We start from the raw sequence: 22,474 nt of genomic DNA on the forward strand, positions 1-22,474 counted from the left end.
AATATTTAACTGTTAACTCGTTCTATATATTCATTACTTCGAGAATCAATTTTAAGTATATCTCCCTCTTCAATAAATAATGGAACCTGAACAACAAGGCCTGTTTCCATTGTAGCTGGTTTGCTTCCACCGGAAACAGTATTACCTCTAATATTTGGCTGAGTATCTTCAACTTTTAGTTCAACAAAAGTTGGCAGTTCAATATCGATCGGCCTACCCTGATAGACAGCTATATCAAGTTCCATATTTTCTTTTAAATATTTCACCTTATCTCCAAGCTGTTCTTCACTTAAATGAAACTGCTCATATGTATCATTATCCATAAAAATATAATCACTACCATCCCAGTATAAAAACTGCATCTTTTTTTTCTCTACATGAGCTGTTTCAACCTTTTCTCCTGCCTTGAAAGTTTTGCTAATTGTATAACCTTCCTCAACATTTCTTAATTTCGTTCTAACAAATGCACTACCTCTGCCGGATTTTGAATGTTGAAATTCAATTACCTGATAAACCTCTCCATCCAGCTCTATTGTTAAACCTGTATTGAAATCATTTGTTGAAATCATTTAAAGCACCTCCACTATTTTTTGTTGCAGTTCAATTATAGCAGAAATTAGCTTTTTAAACAAATTATTAAACTGAACAATATTAAGTTAATTAAATTAATTCTTGCTTAATTTCAGCCGTATAAGTTTATAAAACAATCAGTTCTTTAGGAGCTGAATTTAAAACTTCACATCCCTCTTCAGTTATTAATAAATCATCTTCAATTCTAACTCCACCCAGACCAGAAATATAAATACCAGGTTCATCCGTAACTACCATTCCTGGTTTCAAAATCCCGTCCGAAGTATAAGATAACCTTGGATTTTCGTGAATTTCAAGCCCTATTCCATGGCCCAGACCATGACCAAAGTTATCTCCATAGCCGGCTTCTTTAATTAAATCTCTAGCAATCTTATCTGCCTCAATACAGTCCATTCCACTGCTGATTTTAGAAATCACTTTTTGCTGGGCCCGTAAAACAAGCTGATAGATTTCTTTAAGTTCGGAATCAGGCTCCCCGACAGCCACTGTTCTGGTAATATCAGAATGATAGCCCTGAAAAACTGTACCAAAATCAATGGTTATCAGATCTCCCTTTTCTATAATCTTTTTTGAAGCAACTCCGTGAGGTAATGCTCCTCTTTTACCGGAAGCTACTATAAAATCAAAGGCATTTGCCTCCCCACCATTTTTTTTCATAAAAAATTCAAGCTCAAGCGCAATTTCTTTTTCACTTTTACCAACTTCAATAAATTCGAGTAAAAAATCAAAGGCTCTATCAGCAATTTCCACAGCTTTTTTTATCTTATCTACTTCATTTAAATCTTTAATCATTCTTAAGTCTTCAACCACTGATTCAACAGGATTTAGACTTTCTACTTCTAATTTATTCTTCAATTTCTGATATGTTTTAAAATTAAGGTCCTGACTTTCAAAACTTAAATTGTTAATTTTTTTTCTTTTTATTAACTCTGCAAAACCCTCAATGAAATTACTGCTAATTTCTTCAATTACACAGCCATCAGTCTGTTCTGCAGCCTGATCCAAATAGCGAAAATCAGTAATAAAAACACTATCAGTTTCTGTAATTAAAAGCTTACCTGCAGTTCCAGTAAATTGACTTAAATAGCGAACATTTTCTTTTTTCGTAACCAAAAAAGCCTCAATATCTTTTTCTTTCATTTTTTCTCTAAGTTTATTTATACGTTTTTCCACTAATATTTCTCCTTTCGCAAAACCTCTTTTAAAGCATCTAAAGCCAGAAGATATCCATATACTCCAAGTCCGGTAATCTGACCAACAGCCGCTTCGGCAGTTATAGATTTCTTTCTAAACTCTTCCCGGCGGTGGATATTACTAATATGCACTTCAATTACCGGTATTCTTACAGAAGCCAGTGCATCCCTCAATACAACACTAGTATGAGTCAAACCACCTGGATTGATAATTATACCATCCAAATTTTTATAATTTTGATGTAAATAATCACAAATCTCGCCCTCATGGTTGCTCTGAATAATTTCAATTTTTACATTTATCTCTTTAGCTTTCACTTTTAAATCTTCATTTAACATTTCTAAATTTGTTGTCCCGTAAATTTCTGGCTCTCTCAATCCCAGCATATTTAAATTAGGACCATGTATTACAGCCACTTTTTGCATAAGTATTCCTCCATATATTTTTGAATATTTTTGTGATCAAATTCATCACTTAAGTATGTAGAACCTAAATCCTTAATCAAAACCCACCACATTTTATTATCACTAATTTTTTTATCATGTGCAATATATGATGCCAGTTCTGCAGCTTCAATGTCTTGAGATGGAAAAATTTGATAATCAAAAGTTTGAATCAAATCAATAATTTTATTAAAAACATCTTTCTTTAAATCACCAATTTTATACGATAAAAAAGCTGTAAAAGCTATTCCCATCACAACAGCCTCACCATGTTTAAATCTAAATTTTTCCGCGCCTTCTACAGCATGACCAAAACTGTGTCCCAAATTCAATTTTTTGCGTAATCCCCGATCTTTGACATCTTCACTTACATAATAATCTTTCATTTCTAGAGAAATTTTTGAGATTTTAAGCATAATATCTTTATTTAAATTTATAATTTCTTTTCTGTTCTTATTTAAAATATCAAAAAGCGGATTACCACCCAGGATAGCATATTTAATTACCTCTCCCAGACCTGATTTTATTTCTCTCATCTCCAGACTATCAAGCCAGTGCAATTGATAATAGACAAGATCAGCCTGATAAAAACTACCGATTAAATTTTTAGTATCTCTAAAATTTACAGCTGTCTTTCCTCCTACACTACTGTCAAGCTGAGAAATCAAAGTTGTAGGCATCTGAATCAATTTTAATCCTCGTAAATACGTTGAAGCAATTAAGCCTCCAAGATCTCCAATTGTGCCTCCTCCAAAAGCAATTACATAATCTGAACGAGTAAAATTATTTTCATATAAAATATCATATGCCTGCTTTAAATACTCAAGGTCCTTGATTTTTTCTCCAGCCTCAAGTTCTAATTTGATAAGTTCAGCATTTTTTTTGATTAGACTAAGAATTGGTTCTGCATGGTTGTCCATTACTATTTGATCGGCCAGTAAGAATACTTTTCGTCCTTTTATCTTCTCTAAAATTATATTAAAACTGCTCTGTTTAAAATTTTTATCAACTATTACAGGATAAGAAGAGTTTTGAGCCTTAATTTCAATTTTAAGTTTTTGATCAGGAATCTCTGCTAAAATTTGGTCAGCAATTTCAGCTGCTGAATATCGTTCACTATCAAAATGAATGGGGATCTCCTGATAATACTTTTCCCTTTCAGTTAAAAGAGAATTAATTTTCCCCAGAGGATTATCGACCTCCAAAAGAGGTCTGACAATTTCATCATTTTTATTTCGGCTCAGTACTTCCTCAGCACTAACATCAAGACAGAAAACTTCAGCCTGATTCAGCATCAGCTGCCGCAGTTCATCATTTAAAACAGCTCCTCCTCCCGGAGATAAAACCAGATCTTCGTCTGAATTTAGCAGCTCACCTATAATATCTTTTTCAACTTCTCTAAAATAATCTTCTCCTTTAACTGTAAAAATCTCCTCAATACTCATCTTTTCTCTGGCTTCTATTAAATCATCACTATCATAAAAATTAAAATTCTTTTTATCAGCCAGAATTTTGGCGACTGTAGTCTTTCCTGCAGTCATAAAACCGGTTAAAACTATTTTCATCTACTATTCTCCTCCTCAAACTAATAATCTTTAAAATTTATAATATAAGCCCCGGCAAAACCTAAAATAGTCCAGAATACTGGAGCTACTGTAACTACACTTATATTGAATACTGCCTGTAGTACGTAAGCAAATATAGAAAAAAATGAAATTAATTAAAAGAAAATTCAGGGTTTCCCCTGAATTAAATTTCTCTAAAAACTGCAAATATCCTTTTATTAATTGAGAATTTCTTTTAATTCTTCCTCAGTTAGTGTTTTAAACTCTCTATTGTTTTTATTCTGCTTTTCCCCTTTAATCTCCTCTTTTTGACTATTTATTTTTTTATTAATTTCATTATTATTACTTTCTGTTATTTTATTTTGAACTATTCTGACTTCTGATTCTATTATTTCTGGAGTTATAAATATTATAAGTTCTGTTTCTATATCTGTATTCTTTGCGGCAGAAAAAAGAGATCCAAGAAGTGGTAAATCAGCAAGAATAGGAATTTCTTTAACAGTTTTAAGTTCATCCTTTTTAATCAAACCACCAATTGCAAGTGTTTCTCCGTCTTCTAATATAACCGTAGTCTCTGCACTGCGCGAATTCACTGCCGGTAATCCATCTGCCAGTATTTGTCCTATACTATTTACTGAAGGCTTTATTTCGAGAAGAATTTGATTTTGATTAATAATTTTAGGGAGAAATTCAAGAACTATACCTGCTTCAATATAACTTATAGTTGATACAGTTTTATCTGATTCTATTCTTTCCAGTTTAACTGGAATTTGATCACCAATTACAAGTTTTGCTTTTTTTCGATCCAGTGTCATCAGGCTGGGATTTGCCAGAATATTGGAAAGCCCTTTTTCATTCAGCGCTTTAAGTGTTTCCGGCCACCCCGGTTTTAATTTTTCAATATTTCCAGAATCATTTTTTATAATCTTTAATTCAGCCAGCTGATTGGGATTAATACCCAATTCTTTTATCTTTGTTCTGCTTATTTCTTCTATTCTAGCTTTGATCATTATTTGTTTTTGAGGCTGATCTATCTGAGATATTATTTTTTCTAACTCTTTTAAATTTTTCTCCTTGCAGTTAATAATCAGACCTTCACTATTTAAGTTAATAATCTTAATTTCTTCAAAGTTATTTCTTAAAATCTCAGCAGCTAATTCAGAACTTAAATTATTGAATTTATAACTTTTACTGACAAATTTTTGATTTCTGGCAGCCATTTTTTCTCTTGTACTAATATAAATTATTTGTTTTTGATAACTGTAATCAAGATTGAAACTGTCAGTAATTAAATTCAAAGCATTTTCAAAGGGAATATCATTAAAAATAACTGTAATTTTTCCTTTAACTGAACTGTCACAAATCAAATTTTTATCAGCAGTATTTGCCAGCATAATTAGAGCTGTTTCCAGCTCTACATCTCTTAAATTAATTGAGATCAAATTATTTTCCGATCCTTTTTCTGCTTTAACAAAAGCGGAAACCAGCAAAATAATAACTAAAATAATTGATATTTGAAACACTTTCTGTACTTTACTTTTCATTTCCTTCAACCTCCCAGAGATTGATCATTCTTTCAGCTTTTTGATAACTGATAGTTAATTTATTGTTATTAATTTTTTTAATTGTAAACCTACCAATTTTATCATTTTCTTTTTTAGTCACAGTTTGTCCGCGGTAGAGAAATAAAGCAGTAGATTTTGTTCCTTTTCGAATAATACCCAATAATTTAAAGGGAAGTTTAACCCTTTCTATATTTATTTTTTTTGCCTCATTAGCATTATTATTTTTAACCTGCAGCTTATTATCTTTACTGGAATGGTTATTTAAATCATCAGCTATAATATTTTTTTCTAAATCTATAAGTTTTGGATTATAATTTTCTTTATTATTACTTTCTGACAACTGATCTGGTTTATTTATACTTTTTAAAGCTCTTTTTTTAGAGTTCTGAGAGCTGTTAACAGACTTAAAGGGGTCTTTGATCTCGCTGATCAAAGCAATTTCTTTAATTTTTGTTTTCAGTTGTGTTTCATTTTTTACTTCATTTATTTTTTCTTTAGAAACCTCATTTTCTGTTTTAACTATTTTTTTCTGCTTCGATTTCTCAGCAAATATTTTATCATTTTTAAACTTATCAGGCTGATCATAAATATCGCTTATTTCAACTCCAAAAAATTGGGTCCAGATCAAAAAGACTATAAGCAATAATCCAACAGCTAAAAATAAAATCATTTTTTTATTTATAAGAATTTTCTTCATCTAAATCAGCTCTTTTTTTAATTTTAAAAAGAAAAATAAGCTTTTACTATTGTCCTTTATTTTAAATTCTTCAATCTTTAAAACTTTTAGTTCATTTTCTATATAGTATAGAAATTTCAGAAAAGAATTAAAGTCTCCAGTTAAATTTAAATTAAGTTCATTTTTTGTACTGCTAAAATCAATTAATATTAAATGATAAAGCTTTAATTCTGCAAGTATTTGGGTAGTTATTTCTTTTAAATTAACTATTTTTTCTCGAGAAGCAGCTTGAGAAAAGGTCTCATTTAAAGAATATTTATTTTTTAATAAAATATTTTTCTGCTGCTGTTTTTCTATGTTTTCTTTAAGTGTTTTTTGTCTATCAAATAATACTCTGCTATTTCCAAGCTGTATAATTAATAAAAAACAGACCAAAAAAGATAAAGAAATTATTAGTGGTTTGTTCATATTTTTTTCCATCCTTACACCCCATTACCGACTTATATTTGCTTCAAGTTGAAAAAAATATTTATTATTTTGTCTGATCTTAACTAAATTTATATTGGTTAAATTATTATTAGTTTTTAAATGCTCAATAAATCTAAATATATTTTTCTGGTTTTCACTTTCTGCATTCAGAATAATTTTGTTATTTTTGAAATATACAGAATTAAAAATCACGTTTTCAGTATTTGCTGCCAGAGTTTTTAATAAAATATATTTTTTGGGAGTAATATTTTGTTGGTTTTTATTTTTACTTTTTTCTTTATTTAAATAAAAGTATTTGTCTGCCTCTTTTTTAAGCTGTTCTAATTTGGATTGATAAATGTTATTTTTATTTTTGAGATTATAATTTACAATAATTAGGGCTATAAGCAGTACTAAAATAATAACTAAAAAATATTTTATTAAAATCAATGTTCGGTCAAAATTCTTTTCTTTAAAAATCACTGGCATTTGCTGATACTCCAGAGTAAAGAAGTCAAAAACACAAAATCATCTGCTTCTAAATCTATTAAATCACCAAGATTTAGCAAATCACTTTTTCCTTCCAGAATCTCAAGTTTAATATTTTTATTATTTAAATAATATTTTTTTGTTCTTTTAATTTCCTGTTTCAACTCTTTCTCTTTAATTGAGGACTGAAGTAGATCAAGTTTTTTATTTAATGCAGTCAGTAAGGTATAGCTGCCATTTATTTGATAATAAAGAAGATAGTTTTCTGCATCTACAATTTTATTGATTACTGAAAATATAGCAACTGGAAGAGCCGAAACCAAATAATTATTTTTATATTTTTCCATATCTGCGGTTATGGGATCCAGCATTCTTTTATCCGCTGCAAAAAATTTAACCTCTCGTTCCTGAGTCTGATCGGAGACTATTTCTAAATAATCATAGTAGTATTCGTCTTCAAAATTACTTTTTACCTCAGCAAATTTACTCAAAATATTATCTTCACTAATTCGATAAGGGTTCTTTTCTTCCAGTGCAACTGAGTGATAAAAAAGTGAAGCTGCAGGCAGCAAAACTATATACTGACAGTTAAAATTAAATCTTTTGATTTTACCTATAGAAGAAATCTCATTAATACCATCTACAAAATTAATCTTATTGTCTTTTGCTCTGGCAACTAAATTCTTCAGACTGTCCTCAGCCGGTATTGTTACTGAATAATAATTATTAAACATTATCAATCACTCCTATATATTTTTTTCTCAATGATTCTTAAACTTTCTTTTTCCAGTTTCATTTCAGCATTATAAGGAATTTCACTATCAATTCTGGCAAAAAGATAGATAAATGTATCATCCTCCCTTCCATAAATATTTACTTTTAACTCACTAGTTAATTCCAGTTTTTCATTAAGCAGTAGATCTTCGTTTTTCAAAAAATAGAGCTGATACTGCAGAGCTGAATCAACTGCTTCTTTATTTTGAGCTGCCACAATTCTATTATCTAAAATTTTAAAATTAATTCTTTGTTGTTGAATTAAAAGAGGTATAAACAGCCCAATTAATGTAATCAAAATCAAATTTAGAAATAAAACAAAGCCATTATTATTTTTTATCATCATAATCTAAACCTGCTTTTATTATTGTTTTTAAATCTATAAATCTATTAACCTGCTAATAATTAATTTTTTCTCTCCTTTTTTTACCCAAAGAGTGATTTTAAGCAAATCTGGATCTACTAATTTAAAATTTAAATCTTCAATCTGATCTACCAGAGCAAGGTTTCTACCAAAATCTTTAAAATCAGGATTATTACTTCCAATTGCTCTCCCAAGAGCATTATGTCCCCCACTCTGATAGATATTAAATTTAAGCCACTGATATTCTTCGCCATAATAGCTGAAAACATCAATTTCTTTCTGATTAATAATCTCAACTTTACTGGCATTTCTAATTTGTAAGGACATAAAATCAACAACCAAATAACCATCCAGCTGCCAGGAATTTTGAAGGTTTAAAAAATTATTGCTTTGATAGAGGCTGATAATTAATTGCATAAAGATTGCAGCCAGCAAAGATGAGATAGTAATTACTATCAATATTTCTAACAGAGTAAATCCTTCTTCAACCTTAAGTTCATTTCTGCAACAAACTGAAAACTTCATTCTGATGCTCCTTATTCCTACATTTAAAATCAACTTCAACCTTTAACTTATATAAACCATCATATTTTATTCCATCTTTTTCATATGGAATCACCTCAACTCTTGTCATCTCGTAATCTCTGGGTAGAGATTCATTTTCCAGCATTTCTAAATTTCTAATAAACTCACTGCTGCTGTCTTCAACCCCCTCACTAATTAATTCTCTATTTTTATAAGCCTCTAATACAGACTCAGTCCAGTTTACAGCTGCATTTTTGTCTGCAAGAAAAGTGTGTACTTCCAGTCCAGTTTTGATTGTTCTGCTCATCACTGCCAGAACAGCTCCTGCTAGAGAAATTGTTATTATAACCTCCAGTAAAGAAAATCCAGCATTATTTTTCAACTTTAACCCTCCCTAATTGATTTACTGTAATTGAATATTTTCTGGCCCCTGTTTTTGCCTTAGCCAGGGCAACTGTTCCGCCTCTAGCTGTAGCTGTATTATTAAATCTAATCCATTCATAATAATTATCTGTTACCGCTTTATAGCTTAAGGTTTTATAAAGAATCAAATCAGAAGAATAGTACCCTTTTTTCTTAATAATCATATTTTCATCTTCTTCAACATAAAAGTAATAAGGGATTTTACTGGATTCAGGACTTTCCTTAATTGTATAAATTCTAAAAATATAAGTCTGATTATCCAGGATTGCCTTATTTCTGGCCCACCTAAAATCTGCTGCTAAACAGTTAATTTCCTGCCTGATTGTAAAATCATTTTTAAACTGTGGACGATAACTTATTGTAAATAAAATCCCCATTACTGTAATTACAACTAAAATCTCAATCAAAGTAAAACCCTGCCTATTTTCCATTGAGCTATAATGTAGGTTCTGTAGCTTCAGGTCCAATTAGGGAAGATTCGGCAGTAGAAATATAATAAAATTCATCTGCAGCAGCTTGATAAATTATTATATATTTTTCTGCTCCAGTATCAGAATCACTCTGATAACTGTAATCAGTCTCTGAATTTTTTATATTTAATTCAGTTAAATCACTGCTAATCGAACTTATATCACTTTTAGTACTTTGGCCAGGATATTCACCATGATCAAGATAATACATTTCAAGACTCTGCATGATATTATGAAGATCAGCTTTAGCTACTGCTGTATCTGCTTTATTTTTAACTCCACTTAATGCAGGTACAGCCATTGACATTAAAATTCCAAGTACTACAATTACTATTAATAATTCAATTAGAGTAAATCCCTCTTCATTTTTAGTCAAATTTCTGTTTATTAAATTAGATTCAATTATCATTAATAAATTCCTTTCTCTGTTAAGTTTCCATTAAGTTGAAGCTAAATCAATTTAAATAAGCCTAAACATAAAATTAAATAATTAAATAGATCTGAAACATTGGCATTATTACTGCTGCAGCAAGTAAAGCAACAAAAATTGCAGTTAATGTTATTAAAAACGGCTCTAAATACTGCAGCATTTGAGCAATTTCATCATTTAATTTTTGATAATAATAATCACCTGCTCTTTCCAACATAGTTTCCATTCGGGCTGTCTCTTCGCCAGTCATTATAAGATAGTAAAATAGATCAGGAATATATCTACTATCCGCAAAACACTCCGCTAAAGAAGCCCCTTTTGAAATATTCAAAGTTGTTTTATCTATAAAATTTTGATAATGATAATCACTGATTATATTCTTTACAAGTTCCAGGGCAGAAATTAATTTTAAACCACTTTTTAAGAATAGAGCTAAATAAATAGCTATTTGAGTTAAAATCAAATCACGATAAACAACTGATAAAAACGGAATATGCATAATGATTTTACTTTTTAAATCTCTCCTCTTCTCACTTTTGTAAAAATATACAAAAGATATTATTGAAAATATTATGAAAATTATTATTATATAGAAATAATCATTAAATGCTCGACTCAACAGCAAAAATATCTCAGTAATTAGCGGTAGTTCTCCACTAAATTCTGCGAATAGATCCACAAATACAGGTAAAATAAATTTAAAAATAAAAACAGCTGCAGTAAAAATAGTAATAATTACAGTAAGTGGATAAAAAACTGCTTTTTTAATTTCTTTTTTCAGCTTTTCTCGGCTGCTGTAATATTTCTCCAGCTTTTCTAAAACTTCAACCAGAGTCCCACTTTCTTCTCCCGCTCTGACTACTTCAGTAAAAAGACTGGTGAAAACTTCTTCCTCTTCCATTGCTTCAGCAAGACTTAAACCTGACTCAATATTTTTTAACAGCTCTCCGTAAATTTTTTCTTCCTGCTGAACTTTTGTCTGTTTTGAGATGATCATTAAAGATCTGTTTAAATTCAAGCCAGAATCTAACATTATTTTAAGCTGAGACGCAAAAAATTTAAGATCAAATTTTCTATTTAAATTAATTTGAATCTCCTCCTGTCTCAGGAATTAAGTTCGATTACTCTTAGAATTTCCTCGCTTGAGGTGACACCTTTTTTTAACTTTTTAAAAGCAGAATCAGCCAGACTTAACATTCCTGAAGTCAGCGCTGCTTTTTTGAGCAGCTCATAATCTGCCTGCTGACTGATCAGTTTTCTTAATTCCTTATTAATCAGTAGTACTTCTGCTGCTGCAGTTCTTCCCAGATAACCCTCACTACAGTTTTGACAGCCTACAGCCTGAAAAACATATTTACATTTTTGTTCTCCAATAAAATTAATCTCTTCTCGGGTGATTTTTCTTTTTTCTCTGCAATCCGGGCATAATTTACGCAGTAACCTCTGGGCTACAACTGCTTTAAGAGTACTGCTAATTAAATATGGGGCTATCCCCATATCAATAAGTCTTGTTACAGCAGAAACACTATCAATGGTGTGTATAGTACTTAAAACCAGATGGCCTGTAATGGCTGCTCTTACTGCAATTTCTGCAGTTTCTTTATCCCTTATTTCTCCAATCATAATAATATCAGGATCCTGTCTTAATATAGATCTCAAAATAACAGGAAAACTTAAGCCCTGAGCATTATTAATTTCAATTTGATTTAGAAGCTCTAATCTATATTCAACAGGATTTTCTACAGTAATAATATTATTTTTTTCTGCAGCCAGCCTATTTAAAATTGAAAATAAAGTTGTTGTTTTACCACTTCCGGTAGGGCCTGAAAGTAATATTATTCCAGAATTATATTTAAAAATATTTTTGAATCTTTTTAGATTATAGCTATTTAAATTTAGTTCTTTAACTGACAATAATTTTTCACTTCTTAAAAGAAGTCTCAAAACCGCCTTTTCTCCATAAATAGTTGGAATGACTGAACAGCGAATATCATAATTAGAATTTTGGAATTTAAATTCCAGTTTTCCATCCTGAGGTAAATGACGTATTGTAATATCCATTCCTGAAATTATTTTAATTCTTGAAATAACAGCTGCTGCTATTTCGACAGGCAAGTTATAATAACTTTTTAAAATACCGTCAATTCTGTATCTAATTTTAAAGTAATTTTTCTTTTTTTCCAGATGAATATCACTTGCATTTAATGAAATTGCTTCAGTTAAAATTTTATTGAGTAATTTAACCACTGGTGCATCATCAACAAGATCTTTTAAGCTATCAATATCCCTGCTATCAATTTTTTTAAAATTCCCAAAATCACTCAGCAGTTCCTGCTGATCCAATTGAAAATAACTATTATAAATTGAATTTTTTACTCTATTAAATTCAACTTCGGTCATTAAATAAAATTTAATACTGCTTTTAAACTGGTATTTTAACTTTTCTTTTAAAAACAAATCAGGAGGATAAATACTGCCAAATATTATTATCTTTTCATTTTTTTGCAGTAATAAAAGCCTATATTTTTCAGACTGAGAAAGATCAAGCTTAAGAGCAATTTTTTTATCTACCTTAACCTGCGAATTTTCAAACAATTCAATTTCAAAATATACGGATACTGCCTGCAGCAACTGTTTTTCGCTTAATATATTTTCTTCCTTTATATAATTTATTAAAGACTTAGTTCCTTTTTCTGTAATTTTTGATTCAATTTCATTTCTAATTTTCTGATCAAAACTATATTTTTTGTATAAATATTCACAAAAATTTTGCATAAAATTACCACCCATTTATCTTTTCTCTTTAATTAATTACCATATTTTTATTTTATTTAAATTAATTGTTAAAAAATTCTATGATAATTTATTAATTCGTGGTCAAAAAAAATTCTCCTGCATATTTTTGTAATTTTTTTCTTTTTATACAAATTAATAGTTAAATTATTTCTAATTTTATACATTAATAACTATTTTATTAGTGAAAAATAACACAATAACATAGTAAAACAGCTGCAGATCTTACTCTACAGCTGTCTCTTTAAATTATCTCATTTTTAATTTATACTTATTCCTGCTTCAATTAAAAGCCAGTATTCTATACTATCCAGTAGTGCATCCCAGGATGCCTGAATAATATTGGTAGAAACTCCAACAGTTGTCCATGATTTTTCCAGATCAGCAGTTTCAATTAATACTCTTACCTTAGCTGCGGTACCATCATTTCCGTTCAAAACCCTAACCTTATAATCAATTAGTTTGGTTTCGGTTATTTCCGGATAAAATGATACTAAAGCCTTACGAAAACAATTATCCAGCGCATTAACAGGACCATCTCCTTCAGCAGCAATATGAACCTTCTCACCATTAACCTTCATTTTTACTACAGCTTCTGAATAGGTTTTATTATCACGGTTTACACTATTGGTTCTAAAATCTTCTATCTCAAAAAAAGGATTATAATCCTTAAATTCTCTGAAGGCTAGAAGAATCAGTGAAGCCTCTGCTCCTTCAAACTGATAACCCTGATTTTCTAATGATTTAACTTTTTTGATCAGTTTTTTTATCATTGCATCAGAAAAATCTTCAAGATTAAAACCAATTTCTTTTAACTTATACCTCAGATTTGACTTTCCAGCTAACTCAGAAACAAGTACCCGGCGCTCATTACCAACCAACTCCGGCTCTATATGCTCATAAGTATGAGGATTTTTACGAACCGCACTGACATGAATTCCTCCCTTATGAGTAAAAGCACTTTTCCCCACATAGGGCTTATTATTAATTGGGATTAAATTGGCAGTTTCAGTAACAAAGAAATAAAGTGGTTTTAATTGTTTTAATTGTTCAGAGGTCACCAGTTCTTCACCATACTTTAACTGTAGAGCAGGAATAACACTGCACAAATCAGCATTACCACAGCGCTCTCCCAGACCTCCAACCGTGCCCTGAACCTGAACTGCACCTTCCTCATAAGCCGCCAGAGAATTTGCTACAGCCAGATTGCCATCATTATGAGAATGAATACCAAGTGGAGTATCACACTCTGCCTTAACTTCCTGCACTATTTTTGTCACCTGAGAGGGAAGCATTCCTCCATTAGTATCACATAAAATTAAAAGTTCAGCTCCCGCTTCAGCAGCCACCTTTAATGTTTTTAAAGCATAATTTGGATTAGCAAGATAACCATCAAAGAAATGTTCAGCATCAAAGAATACATTTAATCCTTCTGACTTTAAAAAAGAAACAGTATCTTTAATCATTTCTATATTTTCCTTTAGTGGAATCTGAAGAGCATCAGTTACATGAAGATCCCAACTTTTAGCAAAAATAGTAACATAATCAACTCCTGCTTCAACAAGTTTTAAAATATTACTGTCTTCTGCAGCTCTTATATTAGCTCTTCTGGTTGAACTGAAAGCAGTTATTTTAGCGTGATCTAAATTCATATTCTGAACTTCGCGAAAATAAGCCTCATCTTTAGGATTGGAACCCGGCCATCCTCCTTCAATGAAATCAATTCCAAAACGATCTAACTGTCTTGTAATTCTGAGCTTATCATCAAGTGATAAAGAAATTCCTTCTCCCTGTGAGCCATCTCTTAAAGTTGTATCATAAAGTGTTAATCCCACTAGTCATCACTACTCACCTTCCTCTTTGCTTTTAAGATTTTGAACCAGATAATCCCCAACTTCATCTGTACTTAAGTCTCCACCCTGATCGGAAGTAACCATATTATTCTCTAAAGCATCCTTAACTGCCTCTTCTACCTTTGGTGTCAAATTACCATGGCCAAGTTCTCTGAGCATCATTCCCGCTGCTAAAACGGCTGCCAGTGGATTAGCTATATTTTGACCGGCAATATCGGGTGCACTTCCATGAACGGGTTCAAACATAGAAATGCTTTCTGGATTTATATTACCAGAAACAGCCATTCCCATTCCTCCCTGAATTTCTGCTCCAAGATCAGTAATGATATCACCAAAAATATTACAGGTAACAATTACATCAAAAATTTCCGGATTACGAACCATTTTCATGGTAATTGCATCAACTAAAAAGTGATTTTGTTCAACATCAGGATAATTTTTACCCATTTCTTTAAAAGAGCGCTGCCACAGATTATGAGCATAGGTCAATACATTACTCTTATCACAGACAGTTAGTTTAGGTTCTCTACCAAATTCTTGAGCATACTCAAAAGCATATTTGATTACTCTATCCACACCTTTACGAGTAGAAATCATTTCCTGAGTAGCCACTTCATCTGGAGTATCTTTCTTTAAAAAGCCACCTATACCAGCATAAATTCCTTCAGTATTTTCTCTAACAACAGTAAAATCAATATCTTTAATTCCTTTACCTTTAAGAGGAGAAAATTCTTCTTTATACAATTTAATAGGTCTTAAATTTACATACTGGTCAAAATAAAAGCGAAGTTTAAGTAAAATTCCCTTTTCTAGAATTCCTGGCTCAACTCGTGGATCCCCAACAGCTCCCAGATAAATTGAGTCAAAGGTTTCCAACTTATTTAAAACATCATCAGGTAAAATATCGCCTGTTTTTAAATATCGTTCAGCCCCCAGATCAAATTTTTCGAACTTCAGACCAAGATTATAGGCATTATCCAGATACTCTAAAACTTTTATTCCCTGTCGGGTAACCTCTTCTCCAATTCCGTCACCCGGTATATATGCTATATTACTCATCTATACCAGCTCCTTTTTGACATGTTCGATTAAACCGCCATCTTTAATAATTTCCTGCATAAAGGGAGGGAATGGTTCTGCCTGATAAGTCTCACCTGTGCGCATATTTTTAATTTCACCCTGATCAATATCAACTTCCAGCTCATCTCCTGCTTCGGCTGCTTTAACAGCTTCCGGTGACTCTAAGATTGGAAGACCAATATTAATCGAGTTACGATAAAAAATTCGGGCAAAACTTTCTGCTATCACACAGGAAACCCCTGCATATTTAATAGCAAGAGGAGCATGTTCTCGAGAAGAACCGGAGCCAAAGTTTTTACCACCAACAATAATATCACCGTCAGTTACCTCTTCAGCAAAATTTTCGTCAATGTCTTCCATACAGTGAGCCGCTAAATTGGCTGGATCCGATGAATTAAGATAGCGAGCTGGAATAATCACATCTGTATCTACATTATCTCCATATTTAAATACTTTTCCTTTTAATTTCATTATTTAACCTCCTCTGGACCGGCAATATAGCCTTTGATTGCTGATGCTGCCGCCACAGCTGGACTAGCCAGATAAACTTCACTTTTAGTTGAACCCATCCGACCGACAAAATTACGGTTGGTTGTAGAAATAGCTTTTTCACCTTCAGCTAAAATACCCATATGTCCACCCAGGCAGGGTCCACAGGTTGGTGTAGAAACTGCTACTCCGGCATCAATAAAAATATCAAATAATCCTTCATTCATTGCCTGTTTGTAAATCTTCTGAGTCCCTGGAAATACAAGACAGCGAACATTTTCGTTAACTGTATGTCCTTTTAATATTTCTGCTGCTACTCTTAAATCTTCCAGTCGACCATTGGTACAGGAACCAATAACCGCCTGCTGAATTTCAATTTTTTCTTCGATTTCATCCAGCCCTTTGGTATTTTCAGGCAGACTAGGAAAAGCAATCTGAGGTGTGATTTGACTGACATCTATCTCGATTACCTTCTCATATTCTGCATCTGGATCTGCATTAAGTACAGTATAATCACGCTGAGCTTTATCTTTAAGATAGGCTTCTGTTTTCTCGTCTGCTGCAATTAATCCCGCTTTACCTCCAGCTTCAATTGCCATATTAGACATTGTCATTCTGCCGTCCATAGAAAGATTTTCAATTGCTTCTCCTGTAAATTCCATCGCTTTATATAAAGCACCATCTACACCAATTTTCCCAATTGTATATAAAATTAAATCCTTACCACTAACGTGAGGCTTAAGCTCACCTTTATAAATAATTTTAATTGTAGGTGGCACCTTAAACCAGGCTTTACCTGTAGCCATAGCTGCTGCCATATCAGTACTTCCAACTCCAGTTCCTAAAGCACCCAAAGCACCATAGGTACAGGTGTGAGAATCCGCACCAATAATAATTTCACCAGGCAAAGTTAATCCCTTTTCCGGTAGTAAGACATGCTCAATTCCCATCTGACCCACTTCAAAGAAATTTGTAATTTCATATTTTTTGGCAAACTTTCTGATCATATTAACCTGCTCTGCTGCTTTAATATCCTTATTTGGAGTAAAATGATCAGGTACAATTGCAATTCTATCCTTATCAAAGACTTTATCCACACCAATTTTTTCAAATTCCTTTACTGCCACTGGAGTTGTTATATCATTACCGAGCACCATATCAACTCTGGCGTTTACTATCTCTCCAGGTTTTAATTCATCCCGATCAGAATGAGCAGCCAGGATTTTTTCAATCATTGTCATTCCCATTTAGTTAATCACTCCTCTTAAATTCCTTATAATATTATAGATTTTTTTAAAATATTCTTAAACAGCCCGAGTAATCTCAGGCTGTTTTGATTTTATTTATTTTTAGTATAAACAAGATACTTATTAATTGCTTCAATGTAGGCGGCTGCACTGGCTTCTGTAATATCAGTCTGAGATGAGTGACCAGTAAAAATTTTGCCATCAATTTCGGCAGCAATAAAAGCCTCTCCCAGTGCATCTTTACCTTCTGTAACCGCATCAATCTTATAAGACATCAGTTTAATATCTTCAATACCAGTTAATTCATTGATAGTCTGGAAAATTGCATCTACCGGGCCATCGCCATTACAGGCGGCCGACTGAATAATTTCGCCTTCCTTTTTCAGTCTAACTGTAGCTGTTGGGAGTAGTCCCTTACCTGTTAATACTGATATATACTCCATTTCATATATCTTTTCGTAATCATAGAGTTCATTATCCAGAAGAGCAATGATATCTGCATTACTGACATTTTTCTTCTTGTCAGCCAGATCTTTAAACCGCTTAAAAAAGCTTTCAAAGCTCTCTTGATCAAGTTCATAATCATATTTTTCCAGAAAATCTTTTAGAGCATGACGTCCGGAATGTTTACCTAAAACCAGTTTGTTATGGTCAAGACCAATGGTTTTTGCATCCATAATCTCATAGGTAGTTCTTTCCTTGATCACACCATCCTGATGAATTCCTGCTTCATGAGCAAAGGCATTAGCTCCTACAATTGCTTTATTGGCCTGCAGAGTAATACCGGTCGAATTAGCTACTAACTTAGAGAGACGAGCAATTTGAGTTGTATCCTGAGTTATATCCAGATTATAATAATCCTGTCTGGTATATAAGGCCATCACAATTTCTTCTAGAGCAGCATTTCCGGCTCTCTCACCAATGCCATTAACTGAAACTTCTACCTGACTTGCCCCATTCTCAATAGCTGCCAGAGAGTTGGCCACTGCAAGCCCCAGATCATTATGGCAGTGAACACTAATTTCAGCCTGATCAATATTAGGAGTCTTTTCTTTAACATCCTTGATCAACTGACCAAATTCTGAGGGTACTGCATAACCAACAGTATCCGGAATATTAATTACTTTTGCACCAACATCAATTACTGCCTCAAAAAGTCGGGCCAAAAAATCAGTACCTGTGCGAGAGGCATCCTCTGCTGAAAACTCAATATTATCAGTATACTGAGCCGCATATTTAACAGCTTCCACCGCATTATTTAATACTTCATCTTCTGACATCTGTAATTTATATTCTAAATGTATTGGCGAAGATGCAATAAAAACATGAATCCTGGGGTTTTCAGCATGCTGCACAGCCTCCCAGGCTCGATCAATATCACTTTTGCGGCATCTAGCCAGAGCTGCTACTTCAACACCTTTTACATTTTCAGCTACCATTTTAACTGCATTAAAATCTCCATCTGAGGAAATAGGAAATCCAGCTTCAATCACATTAACTTTCATCTTGGCCAGCTGTTTGGCAATTGCCAGCTTTTCTTCGGGAATTAAAGTCACACCTGGAGACTGTTCTCCATCCCTTAATGTTGTATCAAATATTTTAACACCTGCCATCATATTCACCACCTTTTATCTGTCCTGCTAACTAATCAATCCAGGACATCATCTTTCTTAATTTACGTCCAACTGCTTCGATCTGAGAATTTTCGTCTTTTTCTGTTAAGGAATTAAATACAGGACGATTTGCCTGATTTTCTAAAATCCATTCTCTAGTAAACCTACCAGACTGAATATCTTCTAATACAGCCTGCATGTTTTCTTTAACATGTTCATCAATTACTCTTGGTCCAGATATCAAATCTCCGTACTGAGCTGTATCCGAAATAGAATCTCTCATAGTAGAAATTCCACCTTCAAACATCAGATCAACAATTAATTTCAGCTCATTTAAAACTTCAAAATAAGCAATTTCTGGCTGGTAACCTGCTTCAACTAAAGTTTCAAAACCGGCTTTTACAAGTGCAGTTGTACCACCACATAAAACAGCCTGTTCTCCAAAGAGATCAGTTTCTGTCTCTTCTTTAAAGGTTGTTTCAATAACTCCAGCGTGAGTACAGCCAATTCCTTTTGCATAGGCTAAACCAAGCTCATAAGCCTTACCTGTATAATCCTGATAAACAGCAAGTAATCCTGGTACACCCTTACCATCTTCATAAAGACGACGAACTAAATGACCTGGTGATTTAGGAGCTACCATAAAGACATCAATATTTTTCTGTGGTACAATCTGATCATAATGAATATTTAAACCGTGGGAAAACACCAGGGCATTTCCTTCCTCTAAATTAGGTTCAATATCATTTTTAAAGACTGTAGCCTGTTTGATATCAGGAATTAAAATTTGAATTAGATCCGCCTTTGCTGCAGCCTCTGCAGTAGTCAAAACTTCAAAGCCATCCTCTTCTGCTACCGGCCAGCTTGAGCTTTCTTTTCTTAAACCAACTACAACATTAACTCCACTATCCTTTAAGTTCTGAGCCTGAGCGTGTCCCTGACTACCATAACCAATAACTGCTACTACTTTATCCTCTAAGTACTTTAAATCTGCATCTTTATCGTAATATATTTCCATTCTTATCTTCTCCTTTTATGTTCTTATATTTTATTTAGCTGCCTGTCCTCTACTTAAGGCAACTATTCCTGTTCTTACAAATTCTGCTATACCGAAATCCCTCAAAAGTTCCGTTAAAGCTTCCAGTTTATCTTCAGTACCTGTGGCTTCAATCATTAAACTATCAGGTGCTACATCAACAATCTGAGCCCTAAATGTGTCAGCAATCTGGATAATCTCTGATCGCTGTTTGCGAGTACACTTAACTCTGATTAAAATTAAGTCTCTTTCCACAATAGAATTTTTGTCAAGTTCAGTAATTTTTAAAACATTAATCAGCTTGTGCAGCTGTTTGGTTACCTGCTCTAATACTTTCTCATCACCCTGAACTACAATTGTCATCCTTGAAATCTCAGGATTTTCTGTTTTACCAACATTTAAACTTTCAATATTGAAATTCCGCCGACTAAAGAGTCCGGCAATTCTGGTTAAAACACCGGGCTTATTAAGTACGGAAACTGATAAAATATGTGTCATAAATTATCCCCCTATCATATCTTTTAAGCCGGCACCTGCTGGTACCATTGGATAGACATTTTCTTCTTCCGGAATGTGTACATCTAAAATAGCCGGTCCCTGATGCTCCATGGCTTCCTTTAAGGCACTATCAAGTTCTGATTTTTTATCCACAGACTTAGACCAGATCCCATAAGCTTCTCCCATCTTAACAAAATTAGGAGCCGGAATCTTTGTAGAAGAATATCTTTTTTCAAAGAATATTTCCTGCCACTGCCTGACCATTCCTAAATATTTATTGTTAAAAATAATTACTTTAATCGGAATATTGTAAGCCTGAGCTGTTCCAAGTTCCTGAATATTCATCTGAATACTGCCATCTCCTGCAATCAACACAACCTTTTCTTTCGGCTGTCCAATCTGAGCTCCGATTGCGGCCGGAAGTCCATAGCCCATTGTCCCCAGTCCTCCGGAAGTGATAAATTGACGTGGCTTTTTATATTTGTGGAACTGAGCCGCCCACATCTGATGCTGACCAACTTCAGTGACAATAGTTGCATCACCATTAGTGTATTTATCAATTTCTTCCATAATGTACTGAGGCTTTATAGTCTCTGAACCATCATCTTCATATTTTAGTGGATAATTTTCCTTAAGCTCTTTGATCCGCTGCTGCCAGACTCCATTTTCTTTCGCTTCTATATGAGGAAGCAGTTCTCTAAGTACTGTCTTTACATCCCCCACAATTGGAATTTCTACATCAATATTTTTCCCTATTTCTGCTGGATCAATATCAATCTGAATTATATCTGCCTGAGCAGCAAATTCATCCAATTTACCGGTTACTCGATCATCAAAACGAGCACCAACTGCGATTAAAAGGTCGGTCTCCAGAGTCGCCTTATTTGCATATTGAGTACCATGCATTCCCAGCATTTCCAGGGCCAGAGGTTGATCCTCCGGATAAATACCAAGTGCCATTAAAGTTGTGGTTACAGGGATTTTGGCTTTATCGACCATTTCTCGTAATTCCTTTTCTGCCCCTGAGATAACCGCTCCTCCACCTACATATAAAAGTGGACGACTTGCATTATTGATTGCTTTAGCTGCCTTATTAATCTGCAGTTTATGTCCTTCGAAAGTTGGTCTGTAACCAGGTAGATTAACTCGATCAGGATATTTAAACTCTGTAACCGCCTGTGTTACATCCTTGGCCAGATCAATCAGTACCGGTCCTGGCCTCCCTGTACGGGCAATATAAAAAGCTTCTTTAATTGTTCTTGCCAGATCCTTAATATCTGTGACCAAGAAATTATGCTTGGTAATGGGTAGGGAAATACCCGTAATATCAGCTTCCTGAAAGGCATCTTTTCCAATTAAAGAGCTGGAAACCTGACCTGTAAATGCTACTAAGGGCACAGAGTCCATTTGAGCATTGGCCAGTCCTGTAACCAAATTTGTTCCTCCTGGTCCAGAAGTTGCAATGCAGACTCCAACTTTTCCACTGCTGCGAGCATAACCATCAGCCGCATGAACAACTCCCTGTTCATGTCTTCCCAGATAATGTTTTAAATCTGAATTGTAAAGAGCATCATAGAGATTAATAACAGCACCTCCAGGATAACCAAATACAACTTCAACATTTTCTTTCTTTAATGATTCAATAATTATTTCTCCACCATTTAATTTTGGCATAGATTCACCTCCGCTGTGATTTTGAAAAATTAAAATTATAAATAGATACAAAAATAGCCCTGAATACAATTATCCAGGGCAGAAAATTATCTAAGAATCTATAATCGAAAACCGGGTTTAAATTAACTGAAAATTAAATAAACTTCTTCTTTGTTTATTATTTAAAATAAAATTTCAGTAATTTTCAGCTTCTTTAATCCTAGATTAAAAAAAC

At 33.0% G+C, this 22,474-nt stretch carries 24 protein-coding genes; all 24 read right to left on the reverse strand.

All coding sequences use genetic code 11. The features are described from left to right. Positions 1–5: 5 nt before the first annotated feature. On the reverse strand, positions 6–569 hold the full coding sequence (gene efp / locus DFR80_RS02930) for an elongation factor P (RefSeq protein ID WP_076543604.1): 564 nt from the start codon (positions 567–569) through the stop codon (positions 6–8). A gap of 127 nt (positions 570–696) precedes the next feature. Beyond that, a complete protein-coding gene (locus DFR80_RS02935) occupies positions 697–1,764 on the reverse strand; it encodes a Xaa-Pro peptidase family protein (protein WP_114489161.1) in 1,068 nt (355 codons plus the stop codon). Beyond that, positions 1,764–2,210, reverse strand: a complete 447-nt coding sequence (gene aroQ / locus DFR80_RS02940) for a type II 3-dehydroquinate dehydratase (protein WP_114489162.1) — start codon at positions 2,208–2,210, stop codon at positions 1,764–1,766. The genes DFR80_RS02935 and aroQ overlap by 1 nt, the downstream gene beginning before the upstream one ends. Then, a complete protein-coding gene (gene aroB, locus DFR80_RS02945; RefSeq protein ID WP_076543607.1) occupies positions 2,192–3,793 on the reverse strand; it encodes a 3-dehydroquinate synthase in 1,602 nt (533 codons plus the stop codon). Before aroB ends, aroQ begins: the two co-directional genes overlap by 19 nt. 218 nt (positions 3,794–4,011) lie before the next feature. Then, positions 4,012–5,337: a type II secretion system protein GspD gene (locus tag DFR80_RS02950; protein ID WP_114489163.1), complete on the reverse strand. Its 1,326-nt coding sequence runs from the start codon at positions 5,335–5,337 to the stop codon at positions 4,012–4,014. Continuing rightward, complete coding sequence (locus tag DFR80_RS02955) at positions 5,327–6,055, reverse strand: hypothetical protein (RefSeq protein WP_114489164.1); 729 nt, start codon at positions 6,053–6,055, stop codon at positions 5,327–5,329. The genes DFR80_RS02950 and DFR80_RS02955 overlap by 11 nt, the downstream gene beginning before the upstream one ends. Further along, positions 6,056–6,514 carry a hypothetical protein gene (locus DFR80_RS02960; protein ID WP_114489165.1) on the reverse strand — a complete coding sequence of 153 codons (459 nt, stop codon included), beginning with the start codon at positions 6,512–6,514 and terminating at the stop codon, positions 6,056–6,058. Positions 6,515–6,526: 12 nt separating this feature from the next. Next, positions 6,527–6,991: a PilN domain-containing protein gene (locus tag DFR80_RS02965; protein WP_114489166.1), complete on the reverse strand. Its 465-nt coding sequence runs from the start codon at positions 6,989–6,991 to the stop codon at positions 6,527–6,529. Continuing rightward, the gene (locus DFR80_RS02970) at positions 6,982–7,725 is read right to left on the reverse strand and encodes a hypothetical protein (RefSeq protein WP_114489167.1); all 744 of its coding nucleotides are present in this window, start codon (positions 7,723–7,725) and stop codon (positions 6,982–6,984) included. The genes DFR80_RS02965 and DFR80_RS02970 overlap by 10 nt, the downstream gene beginning before the upstream one ends. A gap of 2 nt (positions 7,726–7,727) precedes the next feature. Next, entirely contained in the window at positions 7,728–8,111 is a 384-nt protein-coding gene (locus DFR80_RS02975) for a hypothetical protein (protein WP_076543613.1), read from the reverse strand. A 33-nt stretch (positions 8,112–8,144) separates the two neighbouring features. Continuing rightward, a complete protein-coding gene (locus DFR80_RS02980) occupies positions 8,145–8,654 on the reverse strand; it encodes a PilW family protein (RefSeq protein WP_114489168.1) in 510 nt (169 codons plus the stop codon). Then, the gene (locus DFR80_RS02985) at positions 8,626–9,036 is read right to left on the reverse strand and encodes a prepilin-type N-terminal cleavage/methylation domain-containing protein (RefSeq protein ID WP_076543615.1); all 411 of its coding nucleotides are present in this window, start codon (positions 9,034–9,036) and stop codon (positions 8,626–8,628) included. Before DFR80_RS02985 ends, DFR80_RS02980 begins: the two co-directional genes overlap by 29 nt. Further along, a complete protein-coding gene (locus DFR80_RS02990; RefSeq protein ID WP_114489169.1) occupies positions 9,026–9,508 on the reverse strand; it encodes a Tfp pilus assembly protein FimT/FimU in 483 nt (160 codons plus the stop codon). The genes DFR80_RS02985 and DFR80_RS02990 overlap by 11 nt, the downstream gene beginning before the upstream one ends. A gap of 4 nt (positions 9,509–9,512) precedes the next feature. Beyond that, complete coding sequence (locus DFR80_RS02995; protein ID WP_114489170.1) at positions 9,513–9,956, reverse strand: type IV pilin protein; 444 nt, start codon at positions 9,954–9,956, stop codon at positions 9,513–9,515. 73 nt (positions 9,957–10,029) lie between these two features. Next, positions 10,030–11,085: a type II secretion system F family protein gene (locus DFR80_RS03000; protein WP_369862580.1), complete on the reverse strand. Its 1,056-nt coding sequence runs from the start codon at positions 11,083–11,085 to the stop codon at positions 10,030–10,032. Beyond that, positions 11,082–12,752: a GspE/PulE family protein gene (locus DFR80_RS03005; RefSeq protein WP_076543685.1), complete on the reverse strand. Its 1,671-nt coding sequence runs from the start codon at positions 12,750–12,752 to the stop codon at positions 11,082–11,084. Before DFR80_RS03005 ends, DFR80_RS03000 begins: the two co-directional genes overlap by 4 nt. A 278-nt stretch (positions 12,753–13,030) precedes the next feature. Beyond that, positions 13,031–14,605, reverse strand: a complete 1,575-nt coding sequence (gene cimA, locus DFR80_RS03010; protein ID WP_076543619.1) for a citramalate synthase — start codon at positions 14,603–14,605, stop codon at positions 13,031–13,033. Between the two features lie 9 nt (positions 14,606–14,614). Beyond that, positions 14,615–15,682 (reverse strand): 3-isopropylmalate dehydrogenase, encoded by a 1,068-nt coding sequence (locus DFR80_RS03015; protein ID WP_076543620.1) that lies wholly within the window; start codon positions 15,680–15,682, stop codon positions 14,615–14,617. Continuing rightward, the gene (gene leuD / locus DFR80_RS03020) at positions 15,683–16,174 is read right to left on the reverse strand and encodes a 3-isopropylmalate dehydratase small subunit (RefSeq protein WP_076543621.1); all 492 of its coding nucleotides are present in this window, start codon (positions 16,172–16,174) and stop codon (positions 15,683–15,685) included. Next, on the reverse strand, positions 16,174–17,439 hold the full coding sequence (gene leuC, locus DFR80_RS03025; protein ID WP_076543622.1) for a 3-isopropylmalate dehydratase large subunit: 1,266 nt from the start codon (positions 17,437–17,439) through the stop codon (positions 16,174–16,176). The genes leuD and leuC overlap by 1 nt, the downstream gene beginning before the upstream one ends. A 92-nt stretch (positions 17,440–17,531) precedes the next feature. Then, on the reverse strand, positions 17,532–19,052 hold the full coding sequence (locus tag DFR80_RS03030) for a 2-isopropylmalate synthase (RefSeq protein ID WP_114489172.1): 1,521 nt from the start codon (positions 19,050–19,052) through the stop codon (positions 17,532–17,534). A 31-nt stretch (positions 19,053–19,083) separates the two neighbouring features. Then, complete coding sequence (ilvC, locus tag DFR80_RS03035; protein WP_114489173.1) at positions 19,084–20,070, reverse strand: ketol-acid reductoisomerase; 987 nt, start codon at positions 20,068–20,070, stop codon at positions 19,084–19,086. A gap of 30 nt (positions 20,071–20,100) precedes the next feature. Next, positions 20,101–20,586 (reverse strand): acetolactate synthase small subunit, encoded by a 486-nt coding sequence (gene ilvN / locus DFR80_RS03040; RefSeq protein ID WP_076543625.1) that lies wholly within the window; start codon positions 20,584–20,586, stop codon positions 20,101–20,103. 3 nt (positions 20,587–20,589) lie between these two features. Continuing rightward, a complete protein-coding gene (gene ilvB / locus DFR80_RS03045; RefSeq protein ID WP_114489174.1) occupies positions 20,590–22,260 on the reverse strand; it encodes a biosynthetic-type acetolactate synthase large subunit in 1,671 nt (556 codons plus the stop codon). Between the last annotated feature and the right edge of the window lie 214 nt (positions 22,261–22,474).

This window comes from Halanaerobium sp. ST460_2HS_T2 (assembly GCF_003337665.1).
In the GTDB taxonomy this organism is placed as follows: domain Bacteria; phylum Bacillota; class Halanaerobiia; order Halanaerobiales; family Halanaerobiaceae; genus Halanaerobium; species Halanaerobium kushneri.